Source organism: Rhodoferax sp. XS2R6, assembly GCF_056521365.1.
In genome coordinates, this window is the sequence record NZ_JBWMAY010000007.1 from 144,058 (window position 1) to 159,841 (window position 15,784).

General features: G+C 63.6%; 16 protein-coding genes. 14 read left to right on the forward strand and 2 right to left on the reverse strand.

What is annotated here, in order from left to right:
- Position 1 precedes the first annotated feature (1 nt).
- Positions 2-937, reverse strand: a complete 936-nt coding sequence (locus AC097A_RS18845) for an AraC-like ligand-binding domain-containing protein (protein WP_105260185.1) — start codon at positions 935-937, stop codon at positions 2-4.
- Between the two features lie 224 nt (positions 938-1,161).
- Between AC097A_RS18845 and AC097A_RS18850 the strand changes: the two genes are divergently transcribed.
- From AC097A_RS18850 to AC097A_RS18875, 6 genes are read left to right on the forward strand one after another with little or no spacing between them, the layout of a single operon-like run.
- The gene (locus AC097A_RS18850) at positions 1,162-2,361 is read left to right on the forward strand and encodes an amino acid ABC transporter substrate-binding protein (protein ID WP_479622020.1); all 1,200 of its coding nucleotides are present in this window, start codon (positions 1,162-1,164) and stop codon (positions 2,359-2,361) included.
- Positions 2,362-2,368: 7 nt separating this feature from the next.
- Entirely contained in the window at positions 2,369-3,244 is an 876-nt protein-coding gene (locus tag AC097A_RS18855; RefSeq protein WP_479622021.1) for a branched-chain amino acid ABC transporter permease, read from the forward strand.
- Positions 3,245-3,252: 8 nt separating this feature from the next.
- Complete coding sequence (locus AC097A_RS18860; protein ID WP_479622022.1) at positions 3,253-4,230, forward strand: branched-chain amino acid ABC transporter permease; 978 nt, start codon at positions 3,253-3,255, stop codon at positions 4,228-4,230.
- Complete coding sequence (locus tag AC097A_RS18865; protein ID WP_479622023.1) at positions 4,223-4,978, forward strand: ABC transporter ATP-binding protein; 756 nt, start codon at positions 4,223-4,225, stop codon at positions 4,976-4,978. The genes AC097A_RS18860 and AC097A_RS18865 overlap by 8 nt, the downstream gene beginning before the upstream one ends.
- A complete protein-coding gene (locus AC097A_RS18870) occupies positions 4,975-5,748 on the forward strand; it encodes an ABC transporter ATP-binding protein (protein WP_479622024.1) in 774 nt (257 codons plus the stop codon). Before AC097A_RS18865 ends, AC097A_RS18870 begins: the two co-directional genes overlap by 4 nt.
- A gap of 22 nt (positions 5,749-5,770) precedes the next feature.
- Positions 5,771-7,225, forward strand: a complete 1,455-nt coding sequence (locus tag AC097A_RS18875) for an aldehyde dehydrogenase (RefSeq protein ID WP_105260180.1) — start codon at positions 5,771-5,773, stop codon at positions 7,223-7,225.
- Positions 7,226-7,309: 84 nt separating this feature from the next.
- On the opposite strand, the gene AC097A_RS18880 is transcribed toward AC097A_RS18875, so the two are convergent.
- Entirely contained in the window at positions 7,310-7,894 is a 585-nt protein-coding gene (locus AC097A_RS18880) for an NADPH-dependent FMN reductase (protein ID WP_479622025.1), read from the reverse strand.
- Between the two features lie 409 nt (positions 7,895-8,303).
- On the opposite strand from AC097A_RS18880, the gene mnmG reads away from it, so the two are divergent.
- From mnmG to AC097A_RS18920, 8 genes are all read left to right on the forward strand, one after another.
- Positions 8,304-10,352 carry a tRNA uridine-5-carboxymethylaminomethyl(34) synthesis enzyme MnmG gene (mnmG, locus tag AC097A_RS18885; RefSeq protein ID WP_479622026.1) on the forward strand — a complete coding sequence of 683 codons (2,049 nt, stop codon included), beginning with the start codon at positions 8,304-8,306 and terminating at the stop codon, positions 10,350-10,352.
- A 38-nt stretch (positions 10,353-10,390) separates the two neighbouring features.
- The gene (locus AC097A_RS18890) at positions 10,391-11,047 is read left to right on the forward strand and encodes a hypothetical protein (protein WP_315480980.1); all 657 of its coding nucleotides are present in this window, start codon (positions 10,391-10,393) and stop codon (positions 11,045-11,047) included.
- Positions 11,047-11,634: a DUF4124 domain-containing protein gene (locus AC097A_RS18895; RefSeq protein WP_479622027.1), complete on the forward strand. Its 588-nt coding sequence runs from the start codon at positions 11,047-11,049 to the stop codon at positions 11,632-11,634. The genes AC097A_RS18890 and AC097A_RS18895 overlap by 1 nt, the downstream gene beginning before the upstream one ends.
- Positions 11,621-12,298 carry a 16S rRNA (guanine(527)-N(7))-methyltransferase RsmG gene (gene rsmG / locus AC097A_RS18900; RefSeq protein ID WP_479622028.1) on the forward strand — a complete coding sequence of 226 codons (678 nt, stop codon included), beginning with the start codon at positions 11,621-11,623 and terminating at the stop codon, positions 12,296-12,298. Before AC097A_RS18895 ends, rsmG begins: the two co-directional genes overlap by 14 nt.
- A 373-nt stretch (positions 12,299-12,671) precedes the next feature.
- Positions 12,672-13,289: a LysE family transporter gene (locus AC097A_RS18905; protein WP_479622029.1), complete on the forward strand. Its 618-nt coding sequence runs from the start codon at positions 12,672-12,674 to the stop codon at positions 13,287-13,289.
- Between the two features lie 52 nt (positions 13,290-13,341).
- A complete protein-coding gene (locus AC097A_RS18910) occupies positions 13,342-14,127 on the forward strand; it encodes a ParA family protein (RefSeq protein ID WP_479622030.1) in 786 nt (261 codons plus the stop codon).
- Between the two features lie 72 nt (positions 14,128-14,199).
- Entirely contained in the window at positions 14,200-14,757 is a 558-nt protein-coding gene (locus tag AC097A_RS18915; protein WP_479622031.1) for an RBBP9/YdeN family alpha/beta hydrolase, read from the forward strand.
- Between the two features lie 27 nt (positions 14,758-14,784).
- Positions 14,785-15,744 carry a ParB/RepB/Spo0J family partition protein gene (locus AC097A_RS18920; protein WP_479622032.1) on the forward strand — a complete coding sequence of 320 codons (960 nt, stop codon included), beginning with the start codon at positions 14,785-14,787 and terminating at the stop codon, positions 15,742-15,744.
- The last annotated feature ends 40 nt before the right edge of the window (positions 15,745-15,784 follow it).

Here is a 15,784-nt window from a genome sequence, read left to right on the forward strand (position 1 = left end):
TTTAGTTCACCAGGGCGTGGCGGAATTCGCTGGGGCTTTGCCCGGTGCGTTCGCGGAACACGCGGCTGAAATGGGAGGGGTTGTTAAAGCCCCAGTGCAGCGCAATGTCGGTAATGGCCCGCGCACCCGGACCCACCTGCTGCAGCTCGCGCAGGCAGGCGTCCAGCCGCAGGTGCTGGATGTAGCTGGCCAGCGTGTGGGGTTCGTCGGCAAAGGCGTTATAGAGGTGGCGTTTGCTGCAGTTGAGCGCCGTGGCAATCTGGTCCACCGAGAGGTCGGGGTCCCGCAGGTGCAGCGCCACATGGTGGCGGATGCGGTCCTTCAGCGCCTCACGCTGCGTCAGCGGCGTGTGCTGGCCCGCCAGTTCAATCAGCGAGAGCCGCACTAGCTGCGTGACCAGTTCCCCCGCACCGCGGGCCGCGTCGGGGCTCATGTTGGGCAGCTCTTCAAAGGTGCTGCGCATGGTGGTGAGTGCCACGCGTGCAATGCCGGTGGCGCCGCCCACGGGCCGTGCCATCAGGGTGTCCAAGCGCAGGCCCTGGCCTGCCAACTGGGCCTTGGGCACCATCACAATGAGGTGTTCCACCCGCTCGGGGTTGGCAATCAGGTAGTCTGCGGTGGTGTCGTAAATGGTCCAGGCGCCGGGGCTCACCCAGGCTTGTCGGCCCGATTGTTCGACACCGGCGCGGCCGCGCAGTGGGGCCACGATTTTTAAATACCCTTCGTCGCTGGCGCGCACCATGTCCATGGTGCGGACCACGCGGTGGCGGTTGGCCTCCAGCCGGGTCAGGATCAGGTCGCCTGCGCGCCCGGTGCTCAGGTGGCCGTCAAAGTCAGTGTCGCCATACAGGTCGGAGCGCAGGCCGCCAAAGTGTTTCCACACCCATTCACACCACAGCGGCGCACGCTCTTTGGGTGCGAAGTCGTCGGTGCTCATGGCCCGGGCCGCTGGGGGGCGGGGGGGCGCAACAGGGGCGGTGGCGTGCATGGTGAATGCATTATGGGCGGCCCCCTGCGCTTTGGTGCGTCGATCCGCCAAGGGTTATCCCTAGCTGGTTTGCGCGTTTGTGCCAGCGCTTTGTGCACGGCCAGCAAAGCCAATGTGGGGCGCTTTTCCTACGATGCAGATTCCTCAAAAATCCGCATTGCGCAGGAGACACCATGGTCCAGAACACAAAACGCACCTTGCTCAAAGGCGCGACCGCCGCAGCCGGTGCTGCCGCATTTGCCCCGCACCTGTTCGCCGCCGAACCCCCGGTGCGGATTGGTTACACCATGTCGCGCACCGGCCCGTGGACTGGCGGCGCCCAGGTCAGCCAGGAGCCCAACTACCTGCTGTGGGCCGAGCAGCAGAACGCGGCGGGCGGCCTGCTGGTCAAGGGCGTGCGCCGCCCGATCGAGCTGATCAGCTCCGACGACCGCAGCGACACCGAAACCGTGGTGCGCACCTACGAAAAACTCATGGGCAGCGACAAGGTGGACCTGGTGCTGCCGCCCTGGGGCAGCAATGCCAACTTTGCCGTGGCACCGCTGGCCAACCGCTTTGGTTACCCCTTCCTCGCGCCCACGGCTCTGTCCAAGCGGCTGGTGGAGATGAAGCTGCCGTACTTCTTCTTGCTGCTGCAACAGCCCAAACCCATGTGTGAGGCGCTGGTGGACATGCTCAAGGCCAACGGCGCCAAAACCGTGGCCGTGGTCTATGTGGACGACCTGTTTGGCCTGGAAAACTACGCCGCACTGCGGGTGGCGTTGCAGGGCAGTGGCATCAGCATGGTGGAGGACAAGAGTTACCCCGCGGGTGTGAAAGACCTGTCGCCAGTGTTGCGCTCCATGAAGGACAAGAACCCCGATGCCTTCATTGGCTTCACCTACCCGCCCGACACCATCTTGGCCAGCAAGCAGGCCAAAGAAGTGGGCTTTAACCCCAAGTTCTTCTACGCGTCGGTGGGCACGGCCTTCCAGCTTTACAAAAACGTGATGACACCCGCCGGTGCCGAGGGCGTGTTGGGCATGGGTTCGTGGAATGGCAAGACCAGCCCGGGTGCCAAGGCCTACTTCGATGCCCATACCAAGAAGTTTGCCGGCAAAGAACCCGACCGCTGGGCCAGCGGCGCCACCTGGGCCGGGCTGGAGATTCTGACGGCCGCCGTGGCCAAGGTGGGGCTGGACCGCAAGGCGCTGCGCGACTACATCGCTGCCGGCACCCACAAGACCATTCTGGGCGACATCCAGTTCACGGGCAGCGAAAACACCGCTACTCCGGGCACCGTGGGCCAGTGGCAGAACGGTGAATTTGAGGTGGTGTGGCCCAAGAAGGTGGCCACAGCAGCTTTGAACGCCAACAAACCGGCCTGGAAGTAAGGCGCCCATGGGATTGGCTTCGTGGTTGGAGTTGTTGGCGTCGGGCCTGATCACCGGGGGCATTTACGCCCTGGTGGCCTTGGGCCTGAACCTGCAGTACGGGCTCATGCGCATCCTCAACATTGCGCATGGCGAGTTTTTGATGGTGGGGGCCTACCTGACCTGGATGGCGCACACCAGCCTGGGCTGGTCGCCGCTGTGGATGGTGCCCATCTCCTTCGCGGTGATGATGGCGCTGGGCGTGGTGATCCACTGGCTGTGTTTTCGGCGGCTCAACGCCACCTCGCCCAACCTCGACATCTTTGAGGCGCGTGGGCTCATGGTGGCCTTTGGCCTGATGTTCCTGGTGCAGAACTTTGCGTCCTGGATGTGGGGCGGTGACTTGCGCGGGTACGACTACTTGGCCGACCCGGTGAAGTTCGGTGAGGCCCAGTTTGCCGGCAACAAACTCCTGGTGTTTGCGCTGGCCCTGGTGTTCAGCCTGGCCCTGATGCTGGTGCTGCGTTTCACGCTGCTGGGCAAGGGTGTGCGTGCGCTGATGCAGTCGCCGATTGGTGCGCAGCTGGTGGGCATTGACACCAAACGCCTGCATCCGCTGATGTTTGGCATCGGCCTGGGGCTCTCGGGTGTGGCGGGCTGCCTGCTGTCCATGGCCTACACCATCACGCCCAGCATGGGTGAGCCTTACACGGTGACGGCGCTGATCGTGATCACCCTGGGCGGTTTTGGCAGCATGGGTGGTGCACTGGCTGGCGGCCTGCTGCTGGGCGTGGTGGAAGCGCTGGGCATGCACTTCAGCAACCCTTCGCTGAAGGCCTTGTTGTCTTACGGCATTTTTATAGCGGTGCTGCTGTTGCGGCCCCGCGGACTGTTTGCGAAATGAGTGGCCTGATGAACAACCGCCAAGTGTTGGTGCGTGATCTGCTGGTCTTGCTGGCGTTTGCAGGCTGGGCCCTGGCCCTGCCGCACTACGGCAGCGAGTTTGTGGTGTCCATGGCGTTGACCTGCCTGATGTATGTGGCCCTCTCGTCGAGCTGGGGCCTGTTCTGCGGCAGCACCCGTTACCTGTCGCTGGCCACCTCTGCTTTCTTTGGCATTGGCGCTTACACCAGCGCGCTGGTGCTGGAGCAACTGGCCTGGTGGCAGGCCGTGGCACTGGGTGCGGGGCTGGCCACTTTGGTGGCGGTGGTGATGGGTGCGGCGGTGCTGCACCTGCGCGGCACCTACTTTGCGGTGCTGACCTTCGGCATGACCGAGTTGATTCGCCACGCGGTGACCTACTTTGAAAAATCGGTCACCGGCACCGTGGGCCGCGTGTTGATGCTGGTGCCCGAGCGCGACACGATTTACCTCACGGTGCTGTTGCTGGCTGTGCTGGCGGTGTTGTGCTCCATCGTGCTGCGGCGCAGCCGCTTGGGCCTGGCACTGCTGGGCATCGGTGCCGATGAACAGCGTGCGCAGACACTGGGCGTGAACACGCGTTTGGTCAAGGTGGCCGGGTTTGCGCTCACCGCCGCATTTGCCGGTGCGGTGGGCGCGGCCATGTCGGTGCGCTGGACGTATATCGACCCGCACACGGTGTTCAACCCCTTCATCGGCTTCCAGACCGTACTGATTGCGCTGATTGGCGGCGCCGCCACGCTGTGGGGCCCGTTGATTGCGGCCATTGTGTTCAGCGTGCTGGCAGAGACGCTGCGCCTGCAGTTTCCGCAGATTTACATGATGTCGCTGGGGATTCTGCTGATCTTGAGCGTCTTGTATTTGCCCGGTGGCCTGGCGTCGCTGCGCTGGCGCACCTTTGCCGACTGGGGGCGCAACAGCCAGCAGTGGCTGCGTGGCCTGGGCCGCAAGGAGAAGCGCCATGTCTGAGGTATTTCTGCAAGCCCAGGACATCACGGTGCGGTTTGGCGGCCTGACGGCGGTGGATGGGGTGAGTGCGAGTTTTCGCGCTGGTGAACTGGTGGGCATCATCGGCCCCAACGGCGCGGGCAAGACCACGTTTTTCAACGCTATTTCGGGCGTCACGCCGCCCACGTCGGGTCAGCTTACGGCAGGGGGCAAACGCCTGGATGGTCGGCCACCGCACCACTACGCGGCGGCTGGTGTGGCGCGTACGTTTCAGACACCGCGTGTGTTTGCCGACATGCTGGTCGTGGCCAATATCGAGTTTGGCTTGAAGTTTGCCGGGCGCAAGCGCGAAGGGCCCTGGCACCTGCGCGATGCGATGAGCATTCTGGAGCTGATTGGCCTGGCGCACCTGGCCGAGCTGCCAGCGGCAGCCATTACACCTTCGCAGCAGCGGCTGCTGGAGATTGGCATGGCGCTGGCCACACGCCCGCGCATGTTGTTGCTGGACGAAGTGGCGGCGGGCCTGACCGAATCCGAGGTGGAAGCGATGGCGCAGCTGATACGCCGCATGCGTGACGAGCTGGACCTGACCGTGGTGTGGATTGAACACGCGGTGACCACGCTGTTGCGCCATGTGGAGCGCGTGATCGTGCTGCACCAGGGCCGCAAGATTGCCGATGGCACGCCGGCCGAGGTGGTGCGCAATGCCGAAGTGATTGAAGCCTATCTGGGTGACGAAATGGTTGAGCCTGCAGGAGCACTCGCATGATGTGGTTTGAACCCACCCCCTTTGTGCTGGGCGGTACCACCCGCGCACATTTGCAGGTTAACGGCTTGAGTGCGGGCTACGGCGCATTTCTGGTGCTGCGCAATCTGTCGCTGGAGATCAAGCCTGGCCTCACGGTCATCCTCGGCCCCAACGGCGCGGGCAAGACCACGCTGCTCAAGGCCTTGTCGGGCCTGATCGCGCGCCAGGGCGAGGTGCTGCTGAACGGCGAAGACCTGCCCACCAAGACCAACGAAATCGTGCAGCGCGGCATGGCGCTGGTGGCCGAGGGTCGCCAGTTGTTCCCGCAGATGACGGTGACCGAAAACCTGGAGCTGGGCGGCTGGTTGTGCAGCAAGGCCGAACGCGCACGCCGCATGGAGCAGGCGTTTGTCGACTTCCCCAAACTGCGTGAGCGCACCCAGCAACTGGCCGGCACCATGAGCGGCGGTGAACAACAAATGGTGGCGGTAGCGCGCGCCATGATGAGTGCGCCGCGCCTCCTAATGCTGGACGAACCCTCGCTGGGCCTGGCGCCCAAGATGGTGGACGAGTTGCTGGCGATTGCCCGGCGCATTGCCGATGCGGGCACCACCGTGCTGATGGTGGAGCAAAACGTGAAGAAGGCGCTGGCCGTGGCCGACCGTGGCTACGTGCTGGAGCGCGGCACGCTGGTGGCCAGCGGGCCTGCGGCTTTGCTCGCGCGTTCCAGCGTGATCCGCGAAGCCTACCTGGGTGCCCCGGCTGCTGCTGCGGCCGCCCCCAAACCCTGACCCCAATTTTTAGGAGAACCCCATGTCCGATTTGTCCATGCTGATCAATGGCCTCAAAGTCACCGCCGAGAAGGGCGCCACCTTTGAGCGGCGCAACCCGCTGGACGGCAGTGTGGCCACGCGTGCGCCCGCAGCCTCGGTGGCCGACGCCGTGATGGCCGCCGATGCTGCGGCCGAGGCCTTCAAGACCTGGAGCCAGACTGGCCCTGGTGAGCGCCGCGCGCTGCTGCTCAAGGCCGCCGACGCGCTGGAGGCCAAGACGCCGCAGTTCATTGAAGCCGTGGGCGCCGAGACCGGTGGCACTGGCATGTGGGCGGGCTTTAACGTGCACCTGGCCGCGGGCATGATCCGCGAGGCCGCGTCGCTGACTACACAGATTAGCGGCGAGGTGATTCCGTCCGACGTGCCCGGCAGCCTGGCCATGGGTGTGCGCCAGCCTGCGGGTGTGGTGCTGGGCATTGCGCCGTGGAATGCGCCCATCATCCTGGGCGTGCGCGCCATTGCCACGCCGCTGGCCTGCGGCAACACGGTGATCTTCAAGGGCAGCGAAAACTGCCCGCGCACGCACCAGCTGATTATTGAAGCCTTTGCCGACGCGGGTTTCCCGGCCGGTGTGGTGAACTACATCACCAACGCGCCGGCCGATGCGGGCGCGGTGGTGGAGGCCATCGTGGCCCATCCGGCAGTGCGCCGCGTCAACTTCACCGGCTCCACCAAGGTGGGCAAGATCATTGCGCTGACCTGTGCCAAGTATTTGAAACCCGTGGTGCTGGAGCTGGGCGGCAAGGCGCCGCTGGTGATTCTGGACGACGCGGTGATTGAGGACGCGGTGAACGGCGCAGCCTTTGGCAGCTTTGCCAACAGCGGGCAGATTTGCATGTCGACCGAGCGCATCATCGTGGACCAGAAGATTGCCGACGCCTTCACCAAGCAGTTTGCGGCCAAGGCCGGCGGACTGCCCGTGGGCGACCCGCGCAAGCCAGAGCCCGTGGTGCTGGGCTCGGTGATCGGTATGAACACGGTGGAGCATTGCAACGCGCTGATCGACGACGCGCTGGCCAAGGGCGCCAAGCTGCTGTGCGGCGGCAAAGCGCAAAACACACTGATGGCCGCCACCGTGCTGGACCATGTGACGCCCGCCATGCGTATCTACCACGAGGAAACCTTTGGCCCGGTGAAATGCGTGGTGCGTGTGAACGGTGTGGAAGAGGCGGTGGCCTGCGCCAATGACAACGAGTACGGCCTGTCGTCCGCCGTGTTTGGCGCGGACATCGCGCGTGCCTTCAACGTGGCGCGCCGCATTGACTCAGGCATCTGCCATGTGAACGGCCCTACGGTGCACGACGAAGCACAAATGCCGTTTGGCGGTGTGAAGGGCAGCGGCATGGGCCGTTTTGGTGGCAAGGCCGGTGTGGCCGAGTTCACCGAACTGCGCTGGATCACGCTGCAGACCACACCGCGCCACTACCCGTTCTGAGTGCGGCGCGGTGGTGGGCTAGTTTGCTATTAAATTAGTAGCTGTTTGCGCACACTCCATAAGGGCTAGACCCCGATTTGGCACTTAATCCGTGCCCAGACGGGGTGCCGCCCACAACACCTGGTCCACCACGGCCTGCACACCGCGGCGCTGGCGTTCTTCGATGAGCTGGCCCTGTTCGTCAAATGCCTTGCCGGCAGAGCCCAGCGCAAACTGTTTGGGCGCGAGCCAGCAGTGCAGGGCGAGTAGCAGTGGCTGCAAATGGCTGAGTGAGCGCAAACCTCCCAGGGCGCCGGGCGACGCGCTCAAGAGCCCTACCACCTTGCCGGCAAACGGCTTCTCGCCATCCGCCCAGACTGGGTGGCCCTTGACCGGGCTGCTGGCCCAGTCCAGCGTGTTCTTCATCAGGCCGGTGTAGCTGCCGTTGTACTCGGGCGAGACGATGATCCAGGCCGGGTGCGCCTCCATGATTTCTTTGAGGCGGATCACATCGGGCGGGGTACCTGTGGCTTCGAGGTCGGCGTTGTAAAGCGGGATGTTGAAGTCCGCCAGTTCCAGGTGCGTTACCTCTGCGCCTGCGTCACGGGCCAGGGCGGTGGCCACGTGGGCGAGGCGGCGGTTGAAGGAGTGTTGGCGGGTGCTGCCCGCGAAGATCAGGAGTTTGGTCATGGGTTGGATTGTCCCAAACATGGGTTTCTTTTGCTTGCCCGCGGCAGGGGTGGGGTATGCGTTTTGCTCCGTGTCCCCCGGGCCGTGAGGGCCCTCCTCCTTTACCTACGCAAAACGCATACCCCACCCCTGCCGCTCGGTGCGTCGCATGCCAATGGTTGAGTGCGAACACGGTGGAGGGTCAAGTGGGGTGGGTGCTCTGCAAAGTGAGGTAAAGGAGGAGGCCCCTCACGGGCCGGGGGACACGAACGGCGCAGAGTACCCGCCCCGCTTGATCTGGAGGTAAGGCCGCCCAACAAGAACCCAAGAACCCGCCGCGTGCCAAAAAATCAGGCAACCAGTAAAATCACGCCCTTCCCCCTCACTTGGCGCACATCCCCTGTCTTTAGGTGCGCCCGAATAGAACACCATGTTGTACCCACAAGATTTCGATGTCATCGTCGTTGGCGGCGGCCATGCCGGCACCGAGGCTGCGCTTGCTGCCGCCCGCATGGGCAGCAAGACGCTGCTGCTCTCCCACAACATCGAAACCCTGGGCCAGATGAGCTGCAACCCCAGCATCGGCGGCATTGGCAAAGGCCACCTGGTCAAAGAGGTGGACGCCATGGGCGGTGCGATGGCCTTGGCCACCGACGAGTCGGGTATCCAGTTCCGCATTCTCAACAGCAGCAAAGGCCCGGCCGTGCGTGCCACGCGCGCCCAGGCCGACCGGGTTCTGTACAAGGCCGCCATCCGTCGCATGCTGGAAAACCAGCCCAACCTCTGGTTGTTCCAGCAGGCGGTGGACGACCTGATGATCGAAGGCGACCGCGTAGTCGGCGCCGTCACGCAGGTGGGCATCCAGTTCCGCGCCAAGACCGTGGTGCTGACGGCCGGGACTTTCCTGGACGGCAAGATCCACGTGGGCTTGAACAACTACGCCGCCGGCCGGGCAGGGGATCCGCCTGCGGTGTCCTTGTCGGCGCGCTTGAAGGAACTCAAGCTGCCGCAGGGCCGTCTGAAGACCGGCACGCCACCGCGCCTGGATGGCCGCAGCATCGACTTCAGCAAGTGCATCATCCAGCCCGGTGACGGCGTGCCCGGCGGCATGAGCGATCAGATGCCAGTGGCCAGCTTCATGGGCAATGTGGCCATGCACCCGCAGCAGGTGCCGTGCTGGATCACCCACACCAACGAGCGCACGCACGACATCATCCGCTCCGGCTTTGACCGCAGCCCCATGTTCACCGGCAAGATCGAAGGCGTGGGCCCACGCTACTGCCCCAGCGTGGAAGACAAGATCAACCGCTTTGCCGACAAGGACAGCCACCAGATTTTCCTGGAACCCGAGGGCCTGACCACGCACGAGTACTACCCCAACGGCATCAGCACCAGCCTGCCGTTCGATGTGCAGTACGACCTGGTGCGCAGCATGGCCGGGCTGGAGAACGCCCACATCCTGCGCCCGGGCTACGCCATCGAGTACGACTACTTTGACCCCCGCAGCCTGAAGAGCAGTTTCGAGACACGCCAGATCGGTGGCCTGTTCTTCGCTGGCCAGATCAACGGCACCACGGGTTATGAAGAGGCGGCGGCCCAGGGCATGTTTGCCGGCATCAACGCCGCGCTGCAGGTGCGCAGTTTGGGCGGTGGCAATGCCGCGGCCAGTGCGGCGGGCGCCATCAGCTTTGCGGGCGACACCTGGTTGCCCGGCCGCGACCAAGCTTACCTGGGCGTGTTGGTGGATGACCTGATCACCAAGGGTGTGACCGAACCCTACCGCATGTTCACCAGCCGGGCCGAGTTCCGCCTGCAGCTGCGCGAGGACAATGCCGACGATCGGCTGACCGAAGTCGGCCGCCAGTTGGGCCTGGTGGACGATGCACGCTGGGATGCGTTCAGCCGCAAGCGCGATGCTGTTTCACGTGAAACAGAACGCCTGCGCAGCATCTGGGTGAACCCGCGCAACCTGGCCGCCGAGGAATCCGAACGCGTATTGGGCAAGGCCATTGACCACGAATACAACTTGGGTGACCTGTTGCGCCGCCCCAACATCAGCTACGCCGCATTGATGTCGCTGGACCACGGCAAGTACGCCAACCGCGATCTGCCGCCACCTGTTTCACGTGAAACCACGGATGCGCCACTCAGCGTGGAAGCGGCGGCACAAGACGCCTTTGTGGCGGCCGTGGTGGAGCAGGTGGAGATTGCCGCCAAGTACTCTGGCTACATCGACCGCCAGAAGGATGAAGTGGAGCGCGCCGCCCATTACGAGAACCTGCGCCTGCCGGCCGAACTGGACTACCTGCAGGTGGGTGCCCTGAGCATCGAGGCGCGCCAGCGCCTGAACAAGTACCGGCCCGAAACCTTGGGCCAGGCCTCGCGCCTGTCGGGCATCACGCCGGCCACCATCTCGCTGCTGCTGATCCATCTGAAGAAGGGCAACTTCCGCGGCTTTGCCGAAAAAGTGGCAGCGTAAACTAGCCCCTTTTTCCAACGGGCCGGGGAGGGCTGTGCATGCCGCGTGCGATTGTTCTGGTGTTGACTTTGGTGGGGATTCTGGTGATCCCCCTGATGCTGAAGAAATGCACCGCTCCCAAAACCCCGCCTGTGGCGGTGGCCCCATCGGGTGCGCCCCTCACCCCTGCCGCCAGCGCACCCGAACCTGCCGGCAACAAACCGATTGGTTATGGCCTGACCTTTGGCCTGGCTCCGCTGGAAGACAAGGATCCCAAAGACGTGGCCAATATGGTCTGCGACGCAGGCGAATCCACGCTGGACCGCGCCTATAAGGGTGCCTGCAATCCCAATGTGGGCGACACCAGCTGCCGCATCGTGTTGCCGGTCTTGTGCATCAAGAAGGGCGACTTGCCCCGACCCGGTGGCCTGAGCGGCAGCGGTTGGAGCCGCAGTGAGTTGGCCGCCACCCAGGCGGTGATGGGCGCCACGCTGGATTCCGAAATGAAAGCCAATGTGATGTGTGAACGCGAGTTGGGCCCAGGCTGGCGCATGGCCACCTTTGCCGACGGTGGCAACCACCTGGACGACCAGCACTACGACCACGAAGCCCGCGGCGATGTCTGGGCGCTGCAGGGCAAATTGGGTCCCGGCATTGGTGGCTACGGCCGTTACTGGGTGCACTCGCAGGGCCAGACGGCCAACTGCTGGGATTGATGACGATGCCGTTTTTTCGCATCGGCCTGGTGGCTGCAGGGCTGTTGGTCTTGGGCGTTCCCGCGCAGGCCGAGGTCTACAAGTGCAAAGGTGCCGACGGCAAGGTGATGTTCAGCGACCATGCCTGCGCCGCCGACCAGACGGGTTCGTCGGTGTCGGGGATTGCGCCATCGGCAACCAAGCCCAAACCACCCACCGACCTGAGTGCCGCGCCAGACCAGAGTCCGGCCAGTGCGGCGCATGACGCGAAACAAAAGGCGCTGAACCGGCGCATATCGGCCGGCATGTCACCCGAGTGCCGGGAGATTGGTGAGCAGCTGGGCCAGACCCTGCGCCATGATTCGACTGCGGAACTGGCAGACTCCAAGCGTCTGTTGAACGAGTTTCAGCAGCGTTGCATGACGGAGTTTGCGAAGGTATGGAAAGCGGAGCAGGCTCGGGGTGCCAACCTGCCCTTGGACTTGGCCAGTTGCCGTCAGTTGCGGCAGTTGGTGGACAAGAGCCGCGCCCGGTTGGCCAAAATGACTGACAAGGAAAAAATGGATTACGCAAAACTGAACAACGAGGTGTCTGTTGCCTGCCCCTAACCTGAACCACCGCGAAGTACTGGCGCAATCGCTGCCAGCCTTGGGTCTGTCGTTGGATGACGCGCAGATCACCGCACTGCTGGATTACCTAGCCCTGATCCAGAAGTGGACCAAGGTCTACAACCTGACCGCCGTGCGTGACCCCGATGAGATGTTGACGCACCACCTGCTGGACAGCTTGGCGGTGATCACGCCATTGCAAAAGCAGTTGGCGGTGTTGGTCGAGCAGGGCGTAGTGGGAGACAAACCCCGCTTGCTCGATGTGGGTTCGGGTGCCGGCTTGCCCGGCATCGTGATTGCCATTTGCTGCCCGCACATCACGGTGCACTGTGTGGACACGGTGGCCAAGAAAGCTGCTTTCATCCAACAGGTGGCGGTGACGCTGAAGCTGCCGAATCTGCGCGGCATCCATGCGCGGGTAGAAAGTTTGACTGAGCCTTACGACGTGGTGAGCTCGCGGGCTTTTGCGTCCTTGGTGGATTTCACGACCTGGTCGGAGAAGGCGCTGGCGGGGCAGGGGATCTGGATGGGGATGAAGGGCAAACATCCGGCGGAGGAGATGGCTGCACTGCCTGCTTCCGTGGAAGTGTTTCACGTGGAACAACTGGCTGTGCCGGGGTTGGATGCGGAGCGGTGCATTATTTGGATGCGGAAGCGTTCTTAGGTTTCTGCTCGCTACTGTGCTTGGTGGGCTGGGTTGGGCTATGCCTTTTGCTTCGTGTCCCCCGCCCTTCGGGCTCCTCCTTTACCTGCGCAAAAGACATAGCCCAACCCAGCCTGCGCGAGGTGCTTTGTTTGGCAACGGTGGAAAAACTATTCGTTCCTCGTAGCTGCGTGGTAGGGGTGAGCCCCAAAGTGAGGTAAAGGAGGAGGGCCCTCACGGCCCGGGGGACACGAACGGCGGGGCTTGCCCCTAGCGCGCTGCGAGCTCAGAAAGGGTGTCGCAACATTGCCCCAGAACAACACACCCGCTAAGCCCAACAAAGCCCCCAGAATTTCCAACGTAAACTCAGCCCTTCCCCTGAAAGAAAACCACCATGCTCGGCGTCACCGATTACGGCACTTTTGTCATCACCATCATCGTGTTTCTGGCCATTCCCGGCCCGGGCAATCTGGCGTTGGTGACGTCTACCAGCAAGGGCGGCATTGCGGGTGGACTGGCCGCTACGCTGGGCGTCATCCTGGGTGACCAGGTACTCATGTGGTCCGCCGTGGCCGGTGTGGCTGCCTTGTTGGCCGCGTACCCTGATGCCTTCCACGCCGTGCAGTGGATGGGTGCTGCGTACTTGGCCTGGTTGGGCTTCAAGATGCTGACCGCCAAACCCGGCGCTGCACCCGTGCTCAACATCAAGGCCGGCCACTACCTGCGCCAGGCCTTGCTCATCACGCTGCTCAACCCCAAGGCCATCTTGTTTTACATGGCCTTCTTCCCGCTGTTTGTGGACCGTGCCAGCCAGCAAGGGCTGGTGACCTACGCCTTCATGGCCGCCACCATCGCCTTCCTCACTTTCTTGTACGGCCTGGGCGCCACGCTGCTTACGCACTTTCTGGCCGAGCGCATGCGCGCCAATCCCAAGATCGGCCGCGTGCTGGAAAAAGTGGCTGGCCTGTTCCTGGTCGGCTTTGGCATCAAGCTGGCCCTGCAGTCGCGCTGAGCGGCTGTCCCCCTCTGCACCGGTTTTCTAGTCTCTTCACGTAAAGCGCTCTATGGCCAAAATTTTCTGCGTTGCCAACCAAAAGGGTGGCGTTGGCAAGACCACCACCACCGTCAACCTGGCGGCAGGCCTGGCCAAGGTGGGGCAGCGCGTGCTGATGATTGACCTGGACCCGCAGGGCAATGCCACCATGGGCTCGGGCGTGGACAAGCGCAAGCTGGAGCTGACCATTTACGACGTCCTGCTCGAATCCGCCTCGGTAGCTGAGGCGCGGACCACCAGCGCCAAGTTGATCGAAGGCGGCTGCGGTTACGACATCCTGGGTGCCAACCGCGAACTGGCCGGCGCCGAAGTGGAGTTGGTGGAGGTTGAGCGTCGCGAAAAACGCCTCAAGCAGGCGCTGGCCGTGGTCGATGCCGAGTACGACTTTGTGCTGATCGACTGCCCCCCAAGCTTGAGCATGCTCACGCTGAACGGTCTGTGCTGCGCCCACGGTGTCATCGTGCCCATGCAGTGCGAATACTTTGCGCTCGAAGGTCTGACCGATCTGGTCAACACCATCAAGCAGGTCAAGGCCAACCTCAACGACGACCTGCAAATCATCGGCCTGCTGCGCGTCATGTTCGACCCGCGCATCACGCTGCAGCAGCAGGTCAGCGACCAGCTCAAGGCCCACTTTGGCGACAAGGTGTTCAACACCGTGATTCCGCGCAATGTGCGCCTGGCCGAAGCACCCAGCTACGGTGTGCCCGGCGTGGTGTTTGACCCCAACTCCAAGGGCGCGCAGGCCTTCGTGACCTTCGCGCAAGAGATGGTCGACCGCATCAAAGTGATGTGACGCAATTTGACGCTAAATAGGCCTCTAGCCCCCGTCGATATTGCGCAAGCAGCTCCTGAATTCATAGCAAATATGTCTGCCCCCACCATTCTCATCCTGCCCGGCTGGCAGAACTCCGGCGCCGCCCACTGGCAAAGCCGCTGGGAGGCGCTGCACGGCTACACACGCGTGCAGCAGCACGACTGGATGCAGCCGCTGCGTGGTGACTGGATGATGCAGCTCGAAGAAGCCGTGCTGGCTGCCCCCACACCCGTGGTGCTGGTGGCGCACAGCCTGGGCTGCATGCTCACCGCTGCCTGGGCCCAGCATTCGCAAAACACGCACAAGGTGCAAGCTGCTTTCTTGGTGGCGCCCGGTGACCCGGAGCGCGACGAGTTGCGCGCCGCCCTCAAGAGCTGGTGGCCCGTGGTGATGGACAGGCTGCCCTTTGCCGCCGAGCTGCTGGGCAGCCAGAACGACCCGTATTGCACTTTTGCCCGCGCACAGCAATTTGCCGCTGCCTGGGGCGCCGAGTTTGTGGACTACGGCGCCGCCGGCCACATCAACGCCGACACCGGCCTGGGCGACTGGGCGGATGGTCAAGCCCGGCTGCAAGCCCTCATCACACGCAGTTCAGCACGCACTGCCTGAACCCGCATTTCAAAGAAAGAGAACAACATGGTCACGAAGAAACCCAAAGGTTTGGGCATGGGACTGGAAGCCCTGTTGGGCCCCAAGGTGAAGGACACGCCCGCGGCTGACGCGGCACCCAGCAACCCCGGCACACCCAACACCCTGTTGCTGACCGACATGGTGGCCGGTGTCTACCAGCCGCGCACGCGCATGGACGAGGGCGCGTTGTACGAGCTGGCCGAGAGCATCAAGGCGCAGGGCATCATGCAACCCATCCTCGTGCGCCAGCTCGACGAGGCGGATGCGGCCCAACATCTCGGTGACGGCCGCAAGCGCCCCATCTACGAAATCATCGCCGGGGAACGTCGCTTCCGCGCGGCCAAGCTGGCCGGGCTGGACAGCGTGCCGGTGCTGGTGCGCGATGTGCCCAACGAGGCCGCTGCGGCCATGGCGCTCATCGAGAACATCCAGCGCGAAGACCTGAACCCGCTGGAAGAAGCGCAGGGCTTGCAGCGCCTGATCAAGGAGTTTGGCCTCACGCACGAAACCGCGGCCCAGGCCGTGGGCCGTTCGCGCAGCGCTGCCAGCAACTTGCTGCGCCTGCTGAATCTGGCCGACCCGGTGCAGACCATGCTGATGGCGGGTGACCTGGACATGGGCCACGCGCGTGCGCTGCTGGCGCTGGACCGCGGCACGCAAATCACCGCGGCCAACCAGATTGCCACCAAGAAGATGTCGGTGCGCGAGGCGGAAAGCCTGGTCAAGAAACTGAGCGCCGAGTTCTCGCTGACGCCGCAAAAGCCGACCAAGGAAAAATCGCGCGACCTCAAACGTGTGGAAGAAGAACTGTCCGACCTGCTGATGGCCCAGGTGGAGGTGGTGGTGAAAAAACGCGTCAAGCGCCATGGCCGTGTAGAGGAGATGGGCGAGGTGGTGATCCAGTTCGGCTCACTCGACGAGCTCAATGGCCTGATCGAACGACTGGCCCCTGGCGGCAACCGCTAGTCGCTATCAAAATAGTAGCTGCTCGCGCAGACTCTATAAG